Source organism: Streptomyces sp. NPDC008092, from assembly GCF_042957285.1.
Taxonomy (GTDB): Bacteria; Actinomycetota; Actinomycetes; order Streptomycetales; family Streptomycetaceae; genus Streptomyces.
Genome location: NZ_JBIBHY010000025.1, coordinates 36,914 through 56,358, shown reverse-complemented (window position 1 = coordinate 56,358; position 19,445 = coordinate 36,914). Strand labels below are relative to the sequence as shown.

Below are 19,445 nucleotides of genomic sequence, written 5' to 3'. Positions count from 1 at the left end.
CCGTCTCCAACCCAGCTGTAGAGAGTGGCGAGCACAGGTGGACGTGCAGAAGAAGCTCGACGAGATCGTGAGCACGGTCTCCGGCGCCCGGTCCATGCCCATGTCGGCGTCGTGCGTGGTCAACCGCGCCGACCTGCTCGCGATGCTCGAAGAGCTGCGCCAGGCGCTGCCCGGCTCGCTCGCGCAGGCCGAGGAGCTGATCGGCGGCCGGGACCAGATGGTCGAGCAGGCTCGCATGGAGGCCGAGCGGATCATCGAGACCGCGCACGCCGAGCGCGGCTCGCTGATCTCCGACACCGAGGTGGCCCGCCGCTCCCAGGCCGAGGCCGACCGGATCCTGACCGAGGCCCGCCAGGAGGCCGAGGAGGTCCGCGCCGACGCCGACGACTACGTCGACTCCAAGCTCGCCAACTTCGAGGTCGTCCTCACCAAGACCCTCGGCTCGGTCGGCCGCGGCCGCGAGAAGCTGCTCGGCACCGGCCCCGGCCTGGACGAGCAGGGGTACGAGGACGAGGACGCCCCCGAGCGCAGCCACGACCCCGAGACCCTGCGCCGGGACGCCGACGCCTACGTCGACGTCAAGCTCGGCGCCTTCGAGGCGGTCCTCGCCAAGACCCTGGAGGCGGTCGGCAAGGGCCGCGCCAAGCTGCACGGCAGGCTCGCCTCCGACGCCCTCGGCGCCCTGGCCGACGACAACACGACGTTCCAGCACTCCAGCGACGCCGACTACCTGGCCGACCTCGCGGCCCTCGCCGACCAGGACGACCGGGCGGCCCAGGCGGCCCAGGCGGCCCAGACCGAGCAGCCCGCCGCCGCCCAGCAGCAGCCGCAGTACGACCAGCAGCCCATGCAGCAGCCGGTGGCGCAGGATCCGTACGGCTACCCCCAGCAGCAGCCCGTCTACGCCCAGCAGGACGCCTACGGCTACCAGCAGGACCCGTACGGCTACCAGCAGGCCGATCCGTACGCCGCCGCCTACCAGGGCTACGACACCGGCCAGCAGCCCGTCTACGACCCCCAGCAGCAGCCGGCGGCCCAGCACCAGCAGCACCAGTCGTACGCCCTCGACGAGACCAGCCTCTTCGACACCAGCATGATCACGCCGGAGCAGTTGCGGGCCTACGAGCAGGGCCGGGGCCTGTAGGAACCCGGCGGGAGACGGGCGGAAGGCGGTCCCAGGACCGGCGGACGACCGGCGGACGACCGGCGGATTGGGCCGACAGCGAAAGGTCCAGTATCCTGGCTCTTCGGTCGCGTCTACGTCCGCGATCCACGCTGCCCGGAGGTGTCTCCGGACGGCGTCCCTCTGAACTCGAAGATCGAAAGCAGGAATGGCTCCTCACGCGCGCCTCGACCACCGCAACCCGTTCGTGTTCGACACGCACGAGCTGGGGCGGCGTCCCGGTGCCCTGCAGCGCCTGACCCGCACGATCGACGCTCCCGAGGACTTCGGGATCAAGGGGGTCATCGGAGTGCCGCAGGGCGCCCCGGTGGAGCTCGAACTCCGGCTTGAGTCGGTCATGGAAGGTGTGCTCGTCACCGGCACCGCCCGTGCACAGGCCGAGGGGGAGTGCGTAAGGTGTCTGGAGCCGGTCGGGCAGGAGCTCGAAGCGGACTTCCAGGAACTGTTCTCGTACCCTGACGCCGACGACCGGGGCCGCGTGATCGCGGAACCGGGCGACGACGCCGAGGACGACGAGGACAGGTTCTTCATCGAGGACGGCCTGTTCGACCTCGAACCCGTGCTGCGCGATGCGGTGGTGCTCGCACTGCCGATGCAGCCGGTGTGCCAGGACGACTGTCTGGGCCTGTGCTCCGAGTGCGGAGCCCGGCTCACGGACGACCCGGACCACCACCATGACGCCGTCGACATCCGTTGGGCGGCTTTGCAGGGACTCGTCGGTTCCACCAAGGACGGCGAGAAGGACGAGATGAGCGGCGCTGACGCGGAAGCGGGCGTCGACGAGAAGCAGGAGAAGTAGCCGTGGCTGTTCCGAAGCGGAAGATGTCGCGCAGCAACACGCGCCACCGCCGGTCGCAGTGGAAGGCTGCGGTCCCCACCCTGGTTGCGTGCGAGCGCTGCCACGAGCCCAAGCAGCAGCACATCGCGTGCCCGTCTTGCGGCACCTACAACAAGCGCCAGGTCCTCGAAGTCTGAGCGGCCAGGTGAGAGGCACTGTGTCCAGTCCCAAGAAGGGCGATGAGCCCAAGGCGGACCCAACCGCCAAGAAGAAGGCGGACAGCACGGCCTCGTCCCACACGCTTCTGGAAGGGCGGCTCGGCTACAAGCTTGAGTCCGCCCTTCTGGTGCGTGCGCTGACCCACCGTTCCTACGCGTACGAGAACGGCGGCCTGCCGACGAACGAGCGGCTGGAGTTCCTCGGTGACTCCGTCCTCGGCCTCGTCGTCACGGACACGCTGTACACCACCCACCCCGACCTGCCCGAGGGCCAGCTGGCCAAGCTCCGGGCCGCGGTGGTGAACTCGCGTGCGCTCGCGGAGGTGGGTCGCGGTCTCGACCTGGGTTCCTTCATCCGGCTCGGCCGCGGTGAAGAGGGCACGGGCGGCCGGGACAAGGCGTCCATCCTCGCCGACACCCTGGAAGCGGTGATCGGCGCGGTCTATCTCGACCAGGGCCTCGACTCGGCGTCCGAGCTGGTGCACCGGCTCTTCGACCCGCTGATCGAGAAGTCCTCGAACCTCGGAGCCGGCCTGGACTGGAAGACCAGTCTCCAGGAGCTCACCGCGACGGAGGGCCTCGGCGTGCCCGAGTACCTGGTCACGGAGACCGGCCCCGACCACGAGAAGACCTTCACTGCTGCCGCCCGCGTCGGAGGCGTCTCGTACGGCACCGGCACCGGCCGCAGCAAGAAGGAGGCGGAGCAGCAGGCCGCCGAGTCCGCCTGGCGCGCCATCCGCGCCGCGGCGGACGAACGCGCCAAGGCCAGGGCAGCCGAACAGGCGGCCAGGGCCGAAGCCGAGGAGGACGACGGCCCACCGTCGTCCGCCGCCTCCGCCTGACGAACAGCGCAGCCCGAGCGCCCGCACCCGGTAGTCGAAGGGGGCGGGCGCTCGGAGTCTTCCAAGGTCCTTCCCGGGAGTCCCGATGCCTGAATTGCCCGAGGTCGAGGTCGTCCGGCGCGGTCTGGAGCGGTGGGTCGCCCATCGTGTCGTGGCCGAGGCCGAGGTCCTGCACCCGCGTGCGGTACGACGGCACCTCGCCGGTGCCGACGACTTCACGCACCGGCTCAAGGGCCACCGCGTCGGTACGCCGAGCCGGCGCGGCAAGTACCTGTGGCTGCCGCTGGAGGACACCGGTCAGTCGGTCCTCGCGCACCTCGGGATGAGCGGTCAGCTGCTGGTGCAGCCGCACGAGGCGCCGGACGAGAAGCACCTCAGAATCCGCGTCGCGTTCGCCGACGAGGTCGACACCGAACTCCGCTTCGTCGACCAACGCACCTTCGGCGGGCTGTCGTTGCACGACAACACCCCGGACGGACTGCCGGACGTCATCGCGCACATCGCCCGCGATCCGCTCGACCCGCTGTTCGACGACGAGGCCTTCCACCAGGCGCTGCGCCGGAAGCGGTCCACGATCAAGAGGGCGCTGCTCGACCAGTCGCTGATCAGCGGAGTCGGCAACATCTACGCGGACGAGGCCCTCTGGCGCGCCCGCATCCACTACGAGCGGCCGACCGCCGGTTTCACCCGCCCCCGCACCGCCGAACTCCTCGGCCACGTACGGGACGTGATGAACGCGGCCCTGGCCGTCGGCGGCACCAGCTTCGACAGCCTGTACGTCAACGTCAACGGCGAGTCGGGGTACTTCGACCGCTCGCTGGACGCCTACGGCAGGGAGGGGCTGCCCTGCCGGCGGTGCGGTACGCCGATACGCAGGCGGCCCTGGATGAACCGGTCCAGCTACTTCTGTCCGCAGTGTCAGCGGGCGCCGCGCGTCGCGTCGTAACGCTCGCGGGCGGTCAGCACCTCGTCCATCCGGCCCTCCACGAAGTGGACGACGGCCAGCAGGTGCTCGGCGACCCCGCGGCCGAGCGGGGTGAGCTCGTAGTCGACGCGCGGCGGGTTGGTCGGCTGGGCCTCGCGGTGCACCAGGCCGTCGCGCTCCAGGGCCTGGAGGGTCTGGGAGAGCATCTTCTCGCTGACGCCGTCCACGCGCCGGCGCAGCTCGTTGAACCGGAACGACCCCTCGTGCAGCGCGCTCAGCGTGAGCCCGCCCCAGCGGCCCATCACGTGTTCGAGAGTGGTGCGCGAGGGACAGGCCCGGGCGAAGACGTCGTACGGAGGCTGCGGCTCCGTGACGCTGTCCTGGGTGATGGTCATGCGTGAAGCGTACGGGAGCACAGCGCTGACCGACAGAGTGCGCTAACTGATGGTTAGTGTGCCCTGTCGGCTAGTACCCGAAGTCCTGTGTCCACCACGGCCCGCCCTCGCCGAAGTGCACGCCGACCCCGAGGGTCTTGAAGTCGCAGTTCAGGATGTTGGCGCGGTGGCCCTCGCTGTTCATCCAGGCGTCCATGACGGCCTGGGCGGTGGCCTGGCCGCGGGCTATGTTCTCGCCGCCGAGGTTGGCTATGCCGGCCGCCGCGGCCCGGTCCCACGGCGTCTTGCCGTCCGGGTCGGTGTGGTCGAAGAAGTCCCGGGCGGCCATGTCGTCGCTGAACGCCTCGGCCAGCTTGGTGAGCGAGGAGTTCGCGGAGAGCGCGCTGCAGCCGACCTTCGCCCGTTCCTCGTTGACCAGCTTCAGCACCTCGGCCTCGACGACGGCCTCCTGGGAGGAGGTGATCGGCGCTGCGGTCTTCACCGGCGCCTTGGTGGCCGTCCTGCTCGGGGTGGCCGTCGCCTTCTTGGACGGCGTGGCGGTGTCCGTCGGCTTCTCGGTCGCCGTCTTCGTCGGGCTGGGCGACGTGGAGGCGGAGGCGGAGGCCGATGCGGACTTCGAGGCGGATGCCGACGGGGTCGGCGAGGCGCTGCGCCGGGTGTCGCGGCTGGTCGAGGAACCGGTGCCGCGGCTCTCGGCGCTGCCGGAGGTGCCGCCCTGCTCGGCGGCCGTGTTGCTGGGCGCGCCGTCGGCCTGCACCTGCTCGCCGCCGGTCGTGCTGCTGTTGCCGCCGAGCTTGTAGTTCTCCAGGCCCGGCACCACACCGGTGGCCACCGCGACCGTGCCGATGGCGACCGCTGCGGAGACCCCGAGCAGCCCGGTGGCCATCGGCCGCCCCGACTTCTTCCGGCGCCGGTGCCCGCCGCCCGAGGGGGAGCCGCCGGCCGGGGTGAACTCCTCGGCCGGGAAGTCGGCGGTGTTCATGAAGCGGGCGTAGTCGTCCTCGGTCGCGAACAGGTAGGCCGAGCTGCGCGCGTTGGTGTCGGCGTACTCCTCCTGGCGCAGGTAGGCCGCCGTGCCGGTGCCGTAGCGGAGGCCCGCGTACGAGTCCTGCGGGTCGTGGCCGCCCGTGTACGAGCCGTCGTGCTCCGTGACCCCCGTGGCGTGGCCCGTGGCGGCGCGGCCGGCGGCGTGGCGTCGGTGGCGTCCCATGTCCTTGCCCTCTTCCCTCGTCCTTGCCGTCGAGGTCGACCAGGGGCCGGCGTGGCCAGTGACTCCTTCTGGTCAACCAGGCTCACTCGATCGAGTGAGTTTCATATGAGATTCATTGGGTGGGGACGGTACCCCATACCGCTGAGGGAGGAGGTGCTCCGAGTGACTTTGGCCGGTTAGGTTGCACCCATGAGCGAGGATGTGCGACTGGTCGCCTGGGTCCGCGGACGTGTGCAGGGTGTGGGTTTTCGCTGGTTCACACGGGCCAAGGCGCTGGAGATCGGGGGCCTGAGTGGTTTTGCTCTCAATTTGGGCGACGGTCGCGTCCAGGTGGTCGCGGAGGGCTCCCAGGCGGGCTGCGAAGGGCTGCTCGACTGGCTCCAGGGCGATGACACGCCCGGGCGGGTGGAGGGTGTCACCGAGATCTGGGACACACCCCGGGGCGGCTACGACGGCTTCGCCATCCGCTGAGTCCGCCGTGCGGAGCGGCGCGTGCGGAAGCGGAGCGATCTGCCACCGGCATGTGCCCCGAGCAGAAATGGCCTGGTGGTTGCCAAGAACCGCGTGTCGTGGCAGGCTCCGCACTTACAGATGATCGCCACGCCCTGAGGGCCCCGCAGGAGCCACGGCGCCGCCCGCTCAGGGCCGCGCGATCCCGGGTCCGCCCGCCAATGCAGGGCGTGATCGTGTTGACCGTCAAACTTTTTGGTGAGACGCTGAAAGCCCCGCGCACCTTAGCTGTTTGGCATGGCGCAACAGTCGAGCAACACTCGGATGTGTCAAGCACCGCGGGTGCGATCCCTCACGACCCACACCGCTTCGGTCGGTCACTCAGTGTGGAGGACCATCCATCATGGCAAAGGCGCTTCTCGGTTACGTCGGCGGCTCCGACCCGCGACTCCTCGCCGAGATGCGACGGCTCCAGCAGCGTGTCCAGGACCTCGAATCCGAGCTCGTACGGATTCAGGCCGAGAACGACGCGCTGACGGCTGCCGCTTCTCCCGACAGGATCATGGAGAGCATCGACGCACACCAGGCGGAGCCTGCGCTCACCTGATCGCTGCATCGCTCCACAACAGCACATGCGGCGGTTGGGCAGCCCTTTCAACCGCTTAAGTTGTCAAGATTTGCAAGGGACGCTCCGGCGTCCCTTCTTTCTTGCCTGCCATACCCCCGACCTGCCCCCGAGCCCGGCCCTTCCAGCCCCGCGCATCCTTTCACCTTCTTTAACGTCTGGTGTGCCCTGCATGTTCATGCGCGAAACCGCGAGGTTGCGAGGGGTCGTGGAGTGCGGTAGCGGCGCCGGGTAGAGTCCCACGGCGTGCACCTCAAGGCCCTGACCCTCCGTGGGTTCAAGTCGTTCGCCTCGGCGACCACGCTCCGGTTCGAGCCGGGGATCACGTGCGTCGTCGGTCCGAACGGCTCGGGCAAGTCCAATGTGGTGGACGCGCTCACCTGGGTCATGGGCGAGCACAGCGCCAAGTCGCTGCGCGGCGGCAAGATGGAGGACGTCATCTTCGCCGGCACCACCGGCCGCCCCCCGCTGGGCCGCGCCGAGGTGTCCCTGACCATCGACAACTCCGACGGCGCGCTGCCCATCGAGTACGCCGAGGTCACCATCACGCGGATCATGTTCCGCAACGGCGGCAGCGAGTACCAGATCAACGGCGACACCTGCCGCCTGCTGGACATCCAGGAACTCCTCTCCGACTCCGGCATCGGCCGCGAGATGCACGTCATCGTCGGCCAGGGCCAGCTCGACTCCGTCCTGCACGCCGACCCGATGGGCCGCCGCGCCTTCATCGAAGAGGCCGCGGGCGTCCTGAAACACCGCAAGCGCAAGGAGAAGGCCCTCCGCAAGCTGGACGCGATGCAGGCCAACCTCGCGCGCGTGCAGGACCTGACCGACGAACTCCGCCGCCAGCTCAAGCCCCTCGGCCGCCAGGCCGCCGTCGCCCGCCGGGCCGCCGTCATCCAGGCGGACCTCCGCGACGCCCGCCTGCGCCTGCTCGCCGACGACCTCGTACGACTGCGCCAGGCACTGCGGACCGAGGTCGCCGACGAGGCCGCCCTCAAGGAACGCAAGGAAGCCGCCGAGCAGGAGCTGAAGAAGGCCCTCCAGCGGGAGGCGCTCCTGGAGGACGAGGTACGGCAGCTCACCCCGCGCCTGCAGCGGGCCCAGCAGACCTGGTACGAGCTGTCCCAGCTCGCCGAACGCGTCCGCGGCACCGTCTCGCTGGCCGACGCCCGGGTGAAGAGCGCCACCTCCACGCCCCCCGAGGAACGGCGCGGCCGCGACCCCGAGGACATGGAGCGCGAGGCGCACCGCATCCGTGAGCAGGAGGCCGAACTCGAAGCCTCCCTGGAGGCGGCCCAGCACGCCCTGGACGACACCGTCGCCCACCGTGCCGAGCTGGAGCGCGAGCTCGCCCTCGAAGAGCGGCGCCTGAAGGACGTGGCCCGCTCCATCGCCGACCGCCGCGAGAGCCTGGCCCGGCTGAACGGCCAGGTGGGCGCCGCCCGTTCCCGCGCCGCGTCCGCCCAGGCCGAGATCGACCGGCTGGCCGCCGCCCGCGACGAGGCCCAGGAGCGGGCGGTCTCGGCGCAGGAGGAGTACGAGGCGCTGAAGGCCGAGGTCGACGGCCTCGACGCCGGCGACGAGGAACTGGCCGCACAGCACGACGAGGCCAAGCACCGGCTCGCCGGGGCGGACGCCGCCCTGACCGCGGCCCGCGAGGCGGTCACGGCGGCGGAACGCAGCCGCGCCGCGACCCAGGCCCGGCACGAGGCGCTGGCACTGGGCCTGCGCCGCAAGGACGGCACCGGCATACTGCTCGGCGCCCGCGACCGCCTCACCGGAGTCCTGGGCCCGGCGGCGGAACTCCTCACCGTGACCCCGGGCCACGAGGTCGCCCTGGCAGCAGCCTTCGGCACGGCGGCGGACGCGATCGCGGTGACGACCCCGTCCTCGGCGGCCGACGCGATCCGCCTCCTGCGCAAACAGGACGGCGGCAGGGCAGCCCTGCTGCTGGCGGGAGCCCCTGAGACACCTCTGTCCGGAGCGCCCTTGTCCGGAGCGCCCCAAAGGGGCGCGGGGAACGGCGCGACCAGCCACGACGCACCCGCGGCCGAATATGCAACTACCGGGGCAGCACCCCATGGGGACGCAGGGAACGGCGCGACCAGCCACGACGAACCCGCGGCCGAATACGCAGCGACCGAGGCAGCACCCCATGGGGGCGCGGGGAACGGCGCGACCAGCCACGACGGCGCCGCACCCGACCGACGACCCCCCACGGCCCCCCCGTCAGGGAACTTCGCCGCGGACCTGGTGCGCGGCCCGAGCGACCTGATGCCCGCCGTACGCCGCCTCCTGCAGGGCATCGTCGTCGTCGACACCCTCGAAGCCGCCGAGGACCTCGTCTACCGCCACCCCCACCTCACCGCCGTGACCGCCGAAGGCGACCTCCTCGGCGCCCACTTCGCGCACGGCGGCTCCGCCGGCGCCCCCAGCCTCCTCGAAGTGCAGGCCTCCGTGGACGAGGCCGCCGCCGAGCTGGAGGAACTCGCCGTCCGCTGCGAGGAGCTGTCCGACGCCCAGGAGTCGGCCCAGGCGCACCGCAAGGAGTGCGCGGCCCTCGTGGAGGAACTCGGCGACCGGCGCCGCGCCGCCGACCGCGAGAAGTCGGCCGTCGCCCAGCAGCTGGGCCGCCTCGCCGGACAGGCCCGCGGCGCGGCAGGCGAGGCGGAACGTTCCACGGCGGCCGCCGCCCGCGCCCAGGACTCCCTCGACAAGGCACTCGAAGAGGTCGAGATCCTCGCCGAGCGGCTCGCCGTGGCCGAGGAGATGCCCGTCGAGGAGGAGCCCGACACCTCGGTGCGGGACCGCCTCGCCGCCGACGGCGCCAACGCCCGCCAGACCGAGATGGAGGCCCGCCTCCAGGTCCGTACCCACGAGGAGCGCGTCAAGGGTCTCGCCGGCCGTGCCGACTCCCTCGACCGCGCCGCCCGCGCGGAACGTGAGGCACGCGCGCGTGCGGAACAGCGCCGGGCCCGGCTGCGCCACGAGGCGGCGGTCGCGGAGGCCGTCGCCGCCGGTGCACGGCAGCTGCTCGCGCACGTCGAGGTCTCGGTCGGCCGGGCGGAGCAGGAACGTGCCGCTGCCGAGGCCGCGAAGGCCCGCCGCGAGCAGGAGCTGACCGCCGCCCGCAGCACCGGCCGCGACCTCAAGGCCGAACTCGACAAGCTCACGGACTCGGTGCACCGGGGCGAGGTGCTCGGCGCCGAGAAGCGGATGCGCATCGAGCAGCTGGAGGCCAAGGCGCTGGAGGAGCTGGGCGTCGAACCGGCGGGGCTCGTCGAGGAGTACGGCCCGCACCAGCTCGTGCCGCCCTCGCCCCCAGCCGAGGGCGAGGTGCTGCCGGACGACCCCGAGCACCCGCGCAACCAGCCGAAGTCCTTCCACCGGGCCGAGCAGGAGCGCCGGCTCAAGGCGGCCGAGCGGGCCTACCAGCAGCTCGGCAAGGTCAACCCGCTGGCCCTGGAGGAGTTCGCGGCCCTTGAGGAGCGGCACAAGTTCCTCAGCGAGCAGCTGGAGGATCTGAAGAAGACCCGAGCCGACCTGCTCCAGGTCGTGAAGGAGGTCGACGAGCGCGTCGAGCAGGTCTTCACGGAGGCCTACCGGGACACCGCGAGGGAGTTCGAGGGCGTCTTCAGCCGCCTCTTCCCGGGCGGCGAGGGCCGGCTGATCCTCACCGACCCCGACAACATGCTCACCACGGGCGTGGACGTCGAGGCCCGCCCGCCGGGCAAGAAGGTCAAGCGGCTCTCCCTGCTGTCCGGCGGTGAACGCTCGCTGACCGCCGTCGCGATGCTGGTGTCGATCTTCAAGGCCCGTCCCAGCCCGTTCTACGTCATGGACGAGGTCGAGGCGGCCCTGGACGACACCAACCTGCAGCGGCTGATCCGCATCATGCAGGAGCTCCAGGAGTCGTCCCAGCTCATCGTGATCACGCACCAGAAGCGCACGATGGAGGTCGCCGACGCGCTCTACGGCGTCTCCATGCAGGGCGACGGTGTGTCGAAGGTCATCAGCCAGCGGCTGCGCTGACGCTGGGTCCTGGCCGACTTCTTCGGGTGCGGCGCCGTTGTGGCTGGTCGCGCAGTTCCCCGCGCCCCTATGGGACGCGTCTCCTTCGCCTCTTCTTCAAGAAGTGAACGCACTTTCGTTGCGTGGTATCTGCAACTTCACACCACACCGCCTATTGACTTCGAAACTTGAAGGCATAGTCTCTGCAACGTTGCTTTTACCTTCAGGTGTGAGCGGGGTGCGGATGTGCGCCACTTAGACCTGGGAGGGCTCATCCCCCCACCCCCGGCAGCGTTGCCGGTGGCCCGAGGAGTTTTCTGTGACCAGCACTGCGCAGGCACCCCAGTCAGGAGCCGGGACGGCTCACCCCGATCACCTCGGGCATGTCATCTTCATCGCGGCGGCCGCCGCGATGGGTGGTTTCCTCTTCGGCTACGACAGCTCCGTCATCAACGGTGCCGTCGAGGCCATCCGGAGCCGTTACGACATCGGGTCCGCGGCTCTCGCCCAGGTCATCGCCATCGCCCTGATCGGCTGCGCCATCGGCGCCGCGACCGCCGGCCGGATAGCCGACCGCATCGGCCGTATCCGGTGCATGCAGATCGCGGCCGTGCTGTTCACCATCAGCGCCGTCGGTTCGGCGCTGCCCTTCGCCCTGTGGGACTTCGCCTTCTGGCGGGTCATCGGCGGCTTCGCCATCGGCATGGCCTCCGTCATCGGCCCCGCCTACATCGCCGAGGTCGCCCCGCCCGCCTACCGCGGCCGCCTCGGCTCCTTCCAGCAGGCCGCGATCGTCGTCGGCATCGCCATCTCGCAGCTGGTCAACTGGGGTCTGCTGAACGCCGCCGGCGGCGACCAGCGCGGCAAGCTGATGGGCCTGGAGGCCTGGCAGGTCATGCTCGGCGTGATGGTGGTCCCGGCCGTCCTGTACGGCCTGCTCTCCCTCGCGATCCCGGAGTCCCCGCGCTTCCTGCTCTCCGTCGGCAAGCGTGACCGCGCCCGCGCGATCCTCGAAGAGGTCGAGGGCAAGAACGCCGACCTGGACGCCAGGGTCGCCGAGATCGAGCACGCGATGAAGAGCGAGCACAAGTCCACGTTCAAGGACCTGCTCGGCGGCTCCTTCTTCTTCAGGCCGATCGTCTGGGTCGGTATCGGCCTCTCCGTCTTCCAGCAGTTCGTCGGCATCAACGTCGCGTTCTACTACTCCTCGACGCTGTGGCAGTCGGTCGGTGTCGACCCGACGGACTCGTTCTTCTACTCCTTCACGACGTCGATCATCAACATCATCGGCACCGTGATCGCGATGATCTTCGTGGACCGCATCGGCCGCAAGCCGCTGGCCCTCATCGGCTCGGTCGGCATGGTCGTCGGCCTGGCGCTGGAGGCCTGGGCCTTCTCCTACCACCTGGTCGACGGCAAGCTCCCGTCCGCGCAGGGCTGGACCGCACTGATCGCCGCCCACGTCTTCGTCCTCTTCTTCGCCCTGTCCTGGGGTGTGGTCGTCTGGGTCATGCTCGGCGAGATGTTCCCGAACAGGATCCGCGCCGCCGCACTGGGCGTGGCCGCCGCCGCGCAGTGGATCGCCAACTGGGCCATCACCGCGAGCTTCCCGTCGCTGGCCGACTGGAACCTCTCCGGCACCTACGTGATCTACACGGTCTTCGCGGCCCTCTCCGTCCCGTTCGTCCTCAAGTTCGTCAAGGAGACGAAGGGCAAGTCCCTGGAAGAGATGGGCTGACCCCACCGGAAGCCCCCGAACTCGGGGAGAAGGGCCAAGTCCCCGCTGCCCCTCTCCTCGTACCCTCCGCCGCCCCGCCCGGTCACTGCCCGGGCGGGGCGGCGGTCCGTCCACGCGCCGCGCGCAGTCCCCGTCCTTTGATCCGCCGCAGCACTTCCGGCCCAGAGCCTCGCCGCCCCACCCCTCCCCGCCGCAACGGCGCTCAGCCGCGACGGCGCTGTCCGGCGGTGCCTGTTCGGCCGCAGTCGGCCGTCGGTGTGCCTCGGCTGTCTACGCCGGCAGTGCCGGGAGCACGGTTTCCGCGAACAGGCGCAGGCTTCGCCACCCCTCCGCCACCGGCATCCCGCCCGCGAGCGGGTGCAGGACGAGGTTGTCCAGTCCCGCCCTCACGCACTGTTCCGGGGTGAGGATGCGGTAGACGCCCTCCTCGCGCAGCTCGGCGACCGTGGTCGCGGCGGACCGCACCGCGGAGTGGATGTCCCCGGACTGCCAGGACGCGTACGTCCGGGCCTCGTGCAGGAAGTGCTCGCCGTACTCCGCCCACGCCCGGTCCGGGTCCTCGGCGATGTGCAGCAGCGGTGTCTCGGCCGTGGGCATCATCGTCCAGCCCTCCGTGCCGTACTCGGTGAGCCGCTCCTTGTAGTACGCCTCCAGTTCCGGCAGGTGCGCGCTCGGGAAGAACGGCAGGCCGAGGCGGGCGGCGCGGCGGGCGGCGGCCCTGGAGGAGCCGCCGACCAGGAGCAGGGGGTGCGGGTCGGTGAGGGGGCGCGGGGTGACCCGTACCGTACGGCCCCGGTACTCGAACTCCTCCCCGGTCCAGGCCTTCAGCAGCGTCTCCAGCAGCTCGTCCTGGAGCCGCCCGCGCCGCTTCCAGTCGACGTCGAACTGGGCGTACTCCTCGGGCCGGTAGCCGATCCCGGCCACCGTCACCAGGCGGCCCCCGCTGAGCAGGTCGAGGACCGCGATGTCCTCCGCGAGCCGCAGCGGGTCGTGCAGCGGGCCGATCACCGCCGACACGGTCACCGCGATGGTCCGGGTCGCCCCGAACACCGCGCCCGCGAAGGCGAACGGAGACGGCAGCCAGTTGTTGTCGACGCCGTGGTGCTCCTCGGTCTGCACGGTGGTGACCCCGTGCTCGTCGGCGTACGCGGCCATGTCGAGGGCCGCTCGGTACCGGGCGCCCAGGGAGGCCGGGGAGGCGCCGGGCTCGACGAGGTTGAAGCGGACGACCGAGACGGGCATGGGAGTTCCCCTTCACCTTGGCTGGCCGGGCAGGTGTGCGGGGACAGTAGCTGACGGTGCGTCAGACAGCCAGGGGTGCGGGCTCACCGGCCGACGCCGGTACCACCGCCGGCTTCGGCAGCACCGCGTACAGCAGGCCCGAGACGACGATCGTCGCGATCCAGCCGAGGCCGTACCGGCCGACGGGGTTGTTCGTGGCGAGCGGTCCGGTGAACCAGTCGCACGTGGTGAAGAGCAGCCCGGCCGTCAGGCCGAGCGCCCAGGCCGCGACGGCGGCGGGGGAGAAGCCCGCCCGGTACCAGTAGGCGCTGGTGCGCGAGGTGTCGAGGAGGGCCGTGGCGTCGTACTCCCGGCGGCGGAGCATGTCGGTCCCGAACACCCCCACCCACGCCGAGAACGCCACCGCCAGCAGCGAGAGGAAGGCGATGAAGGAGGCCATGAAGGAGGTGGCCGCCAGCATCAGGACGGCCCCGAGGGCCAGCGAGATGACCGCGTTGACGGAGACCGCCCAGTGCCGGGGGATCCGGAAGCCGAGCGTCTGCGCGGTGAAACCCGCCGAGTACATCGACATCGCGTTGATCAGCACCATGCCGACCAGGGCGATGAGGAGGTAGGGGACCGCCAGCCAGAGCGGCAGGATCTCGCCGAGGAAGGACACCGGGTCGGCCGCCCCGGCGAGGCCCGGGGTGCCGGACGCCGTCACCGCGCCCATCAGGACCAGCGGGAGTACGACGATCCCGGCGCCGCCGACCGTGTTGCGTACGATCGCCGCCGAGGACGCGGTACCCGGCAGGTACCGCGTGAAGTCCGGCGCGGCCGGCGCCCAGCTCATCCCGCCCGCCGCGATCAGCCCGGCCCCGGTCACCATCGCGGCCGCGGACCCGGCGGGCTGCCCGAACACCCTGGACCAGTCCGTCACCACGACCAGGCGGCCGAGGACCAGCAGCGAGAAGGCACCGAACAGCCAGGTCGCCCACCGGTTGCAGTACCGCACCGCCTTGATGCCCATGCCCGAGATCGCGAACGTGGCGATCACGAACAGCAGGAGCGTGACGACGATCAGGACGGTGCTGCTCCTGATCCCGAACAGGATGTCGAGGACGGCCAGCAGCGCGTAGGCGCCGGTCACCGCGTTGATCGTCTCCCAGCCCCAGCGCGCGACCCAGATCAGCGCGCCGGGGAGCAGGTTGCCGCGCTGGCCGAAGACCGCCCGGGAGAGCGCCATGCCCGGTGCGCCGCCGCGCTTGCCCGCGATGCCGATGAGCCCGACCAGTCCGTACGACACGATCGGTGCCGCGGTGCCGACCGCCAGGGACTGCCAGAAGTTCAGCCCGAACCACACCGCCAGGCTCGCGCCCACGGTCACCAGCAGGACGGTGATGTTGGCGGCGATCCAGGTGGGGAGCAGACCGCGGGGCGTGCCGGTGCGCTCCGGTTCCGGGACCGGCTCGATGCCCCGGGTTTCGAGGCCGTGCTGCTCCAGCGACTCTTCGAGATGTCCGAGCGCGCCATCGTGGTGGGCGGTGGTGCTCATAGGTATTCATCGTACGTTAGCGGCACTAATGCCCTCAAAACGGTCATCCGGATTCGGAGGATCATCCAGAAACTCCCGCGCGAGGGAGCAAAGTCGGCCGCGGGGGAGGGATGGATACTGGACGCGTTATGGAAACCGTCATCCTTGCTGTAGTCATCGCCGTGGTCGTGCTCGGTGCGCTCGGCGGGCTCGTCATCGGCAGCCGGCGCAAGAAGTCGCTGCCCCCGCCGCCCCCCGCCGCGCCCGACATCACCGCGCCCCCGGCCGAGCCGCACGTCGGCGACGAGGCCGAGACGCCGCGCGACGAACCGCGCCGGACGATAGAGGAGGTCGACCTCCCCGACGGCTCGGCTTCCGTCGCCGTCGAAGAGCCCCCCGCGGTCGAAGCGCCCCGGATCGAGATCCCCGAGCCCGCCGCCGGCCGGCTGGTCCGGCTGCGCGCCCGGCTCTCCCGATCGCAGACCGCCCTCGGCAAGGGGCTGCTCACGCTGCTCTCGCGCGAGCACCTCGACGACGAGACCTGGGAGGAGATCGAGGACATCCTGCTCACCGCCGACGTCGGCGTGCAGCCCACCACCGAGCTGGTCGACCGGCTGCGCGAGCGCGTCAAGGTGCTCGGCACCCGCACCCCCGACGAGCTGCGCGGCCTGCTGCGCGAGGAGCTGCTCAAGCTGGTCGGCACCGACGTCGACCGCGCGGTGAAGACCGAGCCCGAGGACCGCAGGCCGGGCATCGTGATGGTCGTCGGCGTCAACGGCACCGGCAAGACCACCACCACCGGCAAGCTCGCCCGCGTCCTCGTCGCCGACGGCCGTACGGTCGTGCTCGGCGCGGCCGACACCTTCCGGGCCGCCGCCGCCGACCAGCTCCAGACCTGGGGCGAGCGGGTGGGCGCCCACACCGTGCGCGGCCCCGAGGCCGGCGACCCCGCCTCCGTCGCCTTCGACGCGGTGAAGGAGGGCAAGGAGATGGGCGTCGACGTGGTGCTCATCGACACCGCCGGGCGGCTGCACACCAAGACCGGCCTCATGGACGAGCTGGGCAAGGTCAAGCGGGTCGTGGAGAAGCACGCCCCGCTGGACGAGGTGCTGCTCGTCCTCGACGCCACCACCGGCCAGAACGGCCTGGTCCAGGCCCGGGTCTTCGCCGAGGTCGTCGACATCACCGGCATCGTCCTCACCAAGCTGGACGGCACCGCCAAGGGCGGCATCGTGATCGCGGTCCAGCGCGAGCTGAACGTGCCCGTCAAGCTCATCGGCCTGGGCGAGGGCGCGGACGACCTGGCGCCGTTCGAGCCGGAGGCGTTCGTGGATGCCCTTATCGGTGACTGACCCGAGGGTGGTGGATTCACCCGCCCCGAGATCGCGAAGAAGCGCCCGATCCCCGAGCTGCACTCGGGGTCGGGCGCTTCGGCGTACCGGCCGCCCGCCGCGGCTACGCCCGCGACCGGTGCGCCACGTAGGCCAGCGTCCCCAGCAGCAGCCTCGCCGCCGGTGGCCTGGTCGCCGAGTCCAGGGCCGGCGGGCGCAGCCAGCGCACCGGGCCCAGGCCGCCCCGGTCGGACGGCGGGGCGGTGATGTACGTGCCCGTGCCCAGGCCGCGCAGGTCCAGGGAGGTCGGGTCGTCCCAGCCCATGCGGTAGAGCAGTGCGGGGAGTTCGGCGGTGGCGCCGGGGGCGACGAGGAAGTGGGCGCGGCCGTCCGGGGTGGCGGTGACCGGGCCGAGCGGGAGGCCCATGCGCTCCAGGCGGACCAGGGCGCGGCGCCCCGCCGGTTCGGCGACCTCGATCACGTCGAACGCGCGGCCGACCGGCAGCATCACCGCCGCGCCGGGGAACTCGCCCCAGGCCTTGGTGACCTCGTCGAGCGTGGCGCCCGCGGACAGCTGGGGTGCGAAGTCCAGCGGATGCGCTCCCGGCGCGGGACAGTCGGCGTGCCCGCAGGAGCACGCCCCGGCCGCGGCCCGGGCGCCCGGCACCACGTCCCAGCCCCACAGTCCGGTGAACTCGGCGACGGCGGTGCAGTCCGATGAACGACCGCGCCGGCGCGTACCGGAGCGGATCTCGCGAATGCCGCCGATCGTGAAGCCCATACCCCCTCCAACGGGTCCGCCGCGTCGGTGGTTACGACACGGAACGAGACGGAAACGGAACGTGACGCTACGGCTCCGCCTTCCCTCTGGCTCGCAAGGTCACGGCAGCGCCCTGAAGCTCCCCGGGTGGTGCATCCGAGGGTGTGCGCCCCTGAGTGCTCCGCTCCGCCTACTCCTGGCCGTCCTATGTCAAGTGAATCGCGCCAAGGGCATCGTGAGTTCATTCGAAGGGGTGGCGAATGGTGGCGTTTCCGGGATCGCCGTGGCTGGAGCAGTGATCGTAGGATTACTTTGAGTGCACGAGGCCTGGGGGCACTTGCACTCGTGGGTATGCCGGAGGCAACTCGGCATCCCGTTCGAAGGGTGAGAACTACCGGACGGGCAGCCGTATTTACCGGCATTCTGATAGGGCTTGGCGCATCCGGCATCAAGTGGTCTCAGGGATGGGGGCGTTCCAGTGGGCGGCAACGGCGGAAGCGGGGCGACCGCGACCAGTACCGACAAGCGCCCCAACGAGCTGCTCAACTCGTGGTTCGTGCGCAGCGGCTGGTCGAAGGGCGAGCTGGCGCGGCAGGTGAACCGCAGAGCACGCCAGTTGGGCGCCAACCACATCTCCACGGACACGTCCAGGGTGCGCCGCTGGCTCGACGGGGAGAACCCGCGCGAGCCGATCCCCCGGATCCTCTCCGAGCTGTTCTCCGAGCGGTTCGGCTGTGTCGTCTCGGTGGAGGACCTCGGTCTGCGGGCCGCCCGCCAGTCACCCTCCGCGACCGGCGTCGACCTGCCATGGACGGGCCCGCAGACGGTGGCCCTGCTCAGCGAGTTCTCGCGCAGCGACCTGATGCTGGCGCGGCGCGGCTTCCTCGGAACCTCGCTGGTGCTGTCGGCGGGCCCGTCCCTCATCGAGCCCATGCAGCGCTGGCTGGTGCCCTCGCCCACCGGATCGCAGCAGGATCCCGAGCCGGCCGCCGATCCCCGCCGCCCGGGCCGCATCTCCAAGCCCGAGCTGGCGCTCCTGGAGTCCACCACGGAGATGTTCCGCCAGTGGGACGCCCAGTGCGGCGGCGGCCTGCGCCGCAAGGCGGTCGTCGGCCAGCTGCACGAGGTCACCGACCTCCTCCAGGAACCCCAGCCCGAGTCCACCGCCCGCAAGCTCTTCAAGGTCGCGGCCGAACTCGCCGAGCTGGCCGGCTGGATGTCGTACGACGTCGGTCTCCAGCCCACCGCCCAGAAGTACTTCGTGCTCGCCCTGCACGCGGCCAAGGAGGCCGGTGACAAGCCGCTCGGCTCGTACGTCCTCTCCAGCATGAGCCGCCAGATGATCCACCTCGGCCGGCCCGACGACGCCCTGGAGCTGATCCACCTCGCCCAGTACGGCAGCCGGGACTGCGCGAGCCCGCGCACCCAGTCGATGCTGTATGCGATGGAGGCCCGCGCCTACGCCAACATGGGCCAGCCCGGCAAGTGCAAGCGGGCGGTCCGGATGGCCGAGGACACCTTCGCCGAGGCCGACGAGTGGGACGAGCCGGACCCCGACTGGATCCGCTTCTTCTCCGAGGCCGAGCTCTACGGCGAGAACAGCCACTCCTTCCGGGACCTCGCCTATGTCGCCGGCCGCAGCCCCACCTACGCCTCGCTGGCGGAGCCGCTGATGCAGAAGGCCGTGGAGCTGTTCGCCAAGGACGCCGAGCACCAGCGGTCGTACGCGCTCAACCTCATCGGCATGGCCACCGTGCACCTGCTGCGCGGCGAGCCCGAGCAGAGCACGGTTCTGGCCTCCGAGGCCATGGGCATCGCCAAGAAGGTGCGCTCCGAGCGCGTGAATACTCGTATTCGAAAGACGGTCGACTCGGCCGTGCGCGACCACGGCGAGCTCGCGGCGGTCGTCGACCTCACCGAACAGCTCGCCGTCGACCTCCCGGAGACCGCCGAGGCGGTCTGAATCCCGGCACTTCCCAGACCCCGGCCGCGGCCGGCCCTCCCGAACTGCCCGACTCGGCTCCCCCACGCCAGGTCATCGGAAGGCCGACCGCGGCCGGTTCTCTTCCTCCGGGAGAAGGTTGCGCCACGATAACGATCCCGCAGCAGGACATCTCGCAATTCATCTACCCGTAACACACCAGGCGCCTTCGTCACTCCGGCGAAACAACGAGGGGCAACGACCGAAACCGCGCTGCGCCAATCTCATGGCGCATAACCG

16 protein-coding genes are annotated in these 19,445 nt (G+C 70.9%); 11 read left to right on the top strand and 5 right to left on the bottom strand.

The window, feature by feature from the left end; translation table 11 throughout:
- The first annotated feature begins 37 nt into the window (after nt 1-37).
- From ACFZB3_RS47015 to mutM, 5 genes are all read left to right on the top strand, one after another.
- Nucleotides 38-1,144, top strand: coding sequence for an ATP synthase F0 subunit B (locus ACFZB3_RS47015; RefSeq protein WP_391389442.1), 1,107 nt, complete (start codon nt 38-40; stop codon nt 1,142-1,144).
- Nucleotides 1,145-1,331: 187 nt separating this feature from the next.
- Entirely contained in the window at nt 1,332-1,982 is a 651-nt protein-coding gene (locus tag ACFZB3_RS47010) for a YceD family protein (protein WP_391389440.1), read from the top strand.
- Between the two features lie 2 nt (nt 1,983-1,984).
- A complete protein-coding gene (rpmF, locus tag ACFZB3_RS47005) occupies nt 1,985-2,158 on the top strand; it encodes a 50S ribosomal protein L32 (protein ID WP_003951102.1) in 174 nt (57 codons plus the stop codon).
- A gap of 8 nt (nt 2,159-2,166) precedes the next feature.
- The gene (gene rnc, locus ACFZB3_RS47000; RefSeq protein WP_391389438.1) at nt 2,167-3,021 is read left to right on the top strand and encodes a ribonuclease III; all 855 of its coding nucleotides are present in this window, start codon (nt 2,167-2,169) and stop codon (nt 3,019-3,021) included.
- Between the two features lie 85 nt (nt 3,022-3,106).
- Nucleotides 3,107-3,967, top strand: a complete 861-nt coding sequence (gene mutM, locus ACFZB3_RS46995; RefSeq protein ID WP_391389435.1) for a bifunctional DNA-formamidopyrimidine glycosylase/DNA-(apurinic or apyrimidinic site) lyase — start codon at nt 3,107-3,109, stop codon at nt 3,965-3,967.
- On the opposite strand, the gene ACFZB3_RS46990 is transcribed toward mutM, so the two are convergent.
- Together ACFZB3_RS46990 and ACFZB3_RS46985 are read right to left on the bottom strand one after the other, a co-directional pair.
- Nucleotides 3,940-4,341: a winged helix-turn-helix transcriptional regulator gene (locus ACFZB3_RS46990; protein WP_391389433.1), complete on the bottom strand. Its 402-nt coding sequence runs from the start codon at nt 4,339-4,341 to the stop codon at nt 3,940-3,942. The two genes, mutM and ACFZB3_RS46990, sit on opposite strands and share 28 nt — an antisense overlap.
- Nucleotides 4,342-4,411: 70 nt before the next feature.
- Entirely contained in the window at nt 4,412-5,551 is a 1,140-nt protein-coding gene (locus tag ACFZB3_RS46985; protein ID WP_391389431.1) for a CAP domain-containing protein, read from the bottom strand.
- Between the two features lie 189 nt (nt 5,552-5,740).
- Between ACFZB3_RS46985 and ACFZB3_RS46980 the strand changes: the two genes are divergently transcribed.
- The 4 genes from ACFZB3_RS46980 (at nt 5,741) to ACFZB3_RS46965 (ending at nt 12,378) form a co-directional block, all read left to right on the top strand.
- Entirely contained in the window at nt 5,741-6,022 is a 282-nt protein-coding gene (locus ACFZB3_RS46980) for an acylphosphatase (protein WP_391389428.1), read from the top strand.
- Nucleotides 6,023-6,404: 382 nt separating this feature from the next.
- Nucleotides 6,405-6,608: a hypothetical protein gene (locus ACFZB3_RS46975; protein WP_361289655.1), complete on the top strand. Its 204-nt coding sequence runs from the start codon at nt 6,405-6,407 to the stop codon at nt 6,606-6,608.
- 264 nt (nt 6,609-6,872) lie between these two features.
- A complete protein-coding gene (locus ACFZB3_RS46970) occupies nt 6,873-10,661 on the top strand; it encodes an AAA family ATPase (RefSeq protein ID WP_391389426.1) in 3,789 nt (1,262 codons plus the stop codon).
- A gap of 298 nt (nt 10,662-10,959) precedes the next feature.
- Nucleotides 10,960-12,378 carry a sugar porter family MFS transporter gene (locus ACFZB3_RS46965; protein ID WP_391389425.1) on the top strand — a complete coding sequence of 473 codons (1,419 nt, stop codon included), beginning with the start codon at nt 10,960-10,962 and terminating at the stop codon, nt 12,376-12,378.
- Nucleotides 12,379-12,648: 270 nt separating this feature from the next.
- Here ACFZB3_RS46965 and ACFZB3_RS46960 read toward each other — a convergent pair whose 3' ends face one another.
- Nucleotides 12,649-13,620 (bottom strand): LLM class flavin-dependent oxidoreductase, encoded by a 972-nt coding sequence (locus ACFZB3_RS46960; RefSeq protein WP_391389423.1) that lies wholly within the window; start codon nt 13,618-13,620, stop codon nt 12,649-12,651.
- Between the two features lie 61 nt (nt 13,621-13,681).
- Nucleotides 13,682-15,154 (bottom strand): cytosine permease, encoded by a 1,473-nt coding sequence (locus ACFZB3_RS46955; protein ID WP_391389422.1) that lies wholly within the window; start codon nt 15,152-15,154, stop codon nt 13,682-13,684.
- Nucleotides 15,155-15,282: 128 nt separating this feature from the next.
- Between ACFZB3_RS46955 and ftsY the strand changes: the two genes are divergently transcribed.
- Nucleotides 15,283-16,485 (top strand): signal recognition particle-docking protein FtsY, encoded by a 1,203-nt coding sequence (gene ftsY, locus ACFZB3_RS46950; RefSeq protein WP_391389420.1) that lies wholly within the window; start codon nt 15,283-15,285, stop codon nt 16,483-16,485.
- Between the two features lie 103 nt (nt 16,486-16,588).
- Here the strand turns inward: ftsY and ACFZB3_RS46945 are convergent, their stop codons facing one another.
- Entirely contained in the window at nt 16,589-17,245 is a 657-nt protein-coding gene (locus tag ACFZB3_RS46945; RefSeq protein ID WP_391389418.1) for a bifunctional DNA primase/polymerase, read from the bottom strand.
- A 457-nt stretch (nt 17,246-17,702) separates the two neighbouring features.
- Here ACFZB3_RS46945 and ACFZB3_RS46940 point away from each other — a divergent pair, with 457 nt between their 5' ends.
- On the top strand, nt 17,703-19,187 hold the full coding sequence (locus ACFZB3_RS46940) for a hypothetical protein (RefSeq protein ID WP_391389415.1): 1,485 nt from the start codon (nt 17,703-17,705) through the stop codon (nt 19,185-19,187).
- The last annotated feature ends 258 nt before the right edge of the window (nt 19,188-19,445 follow it).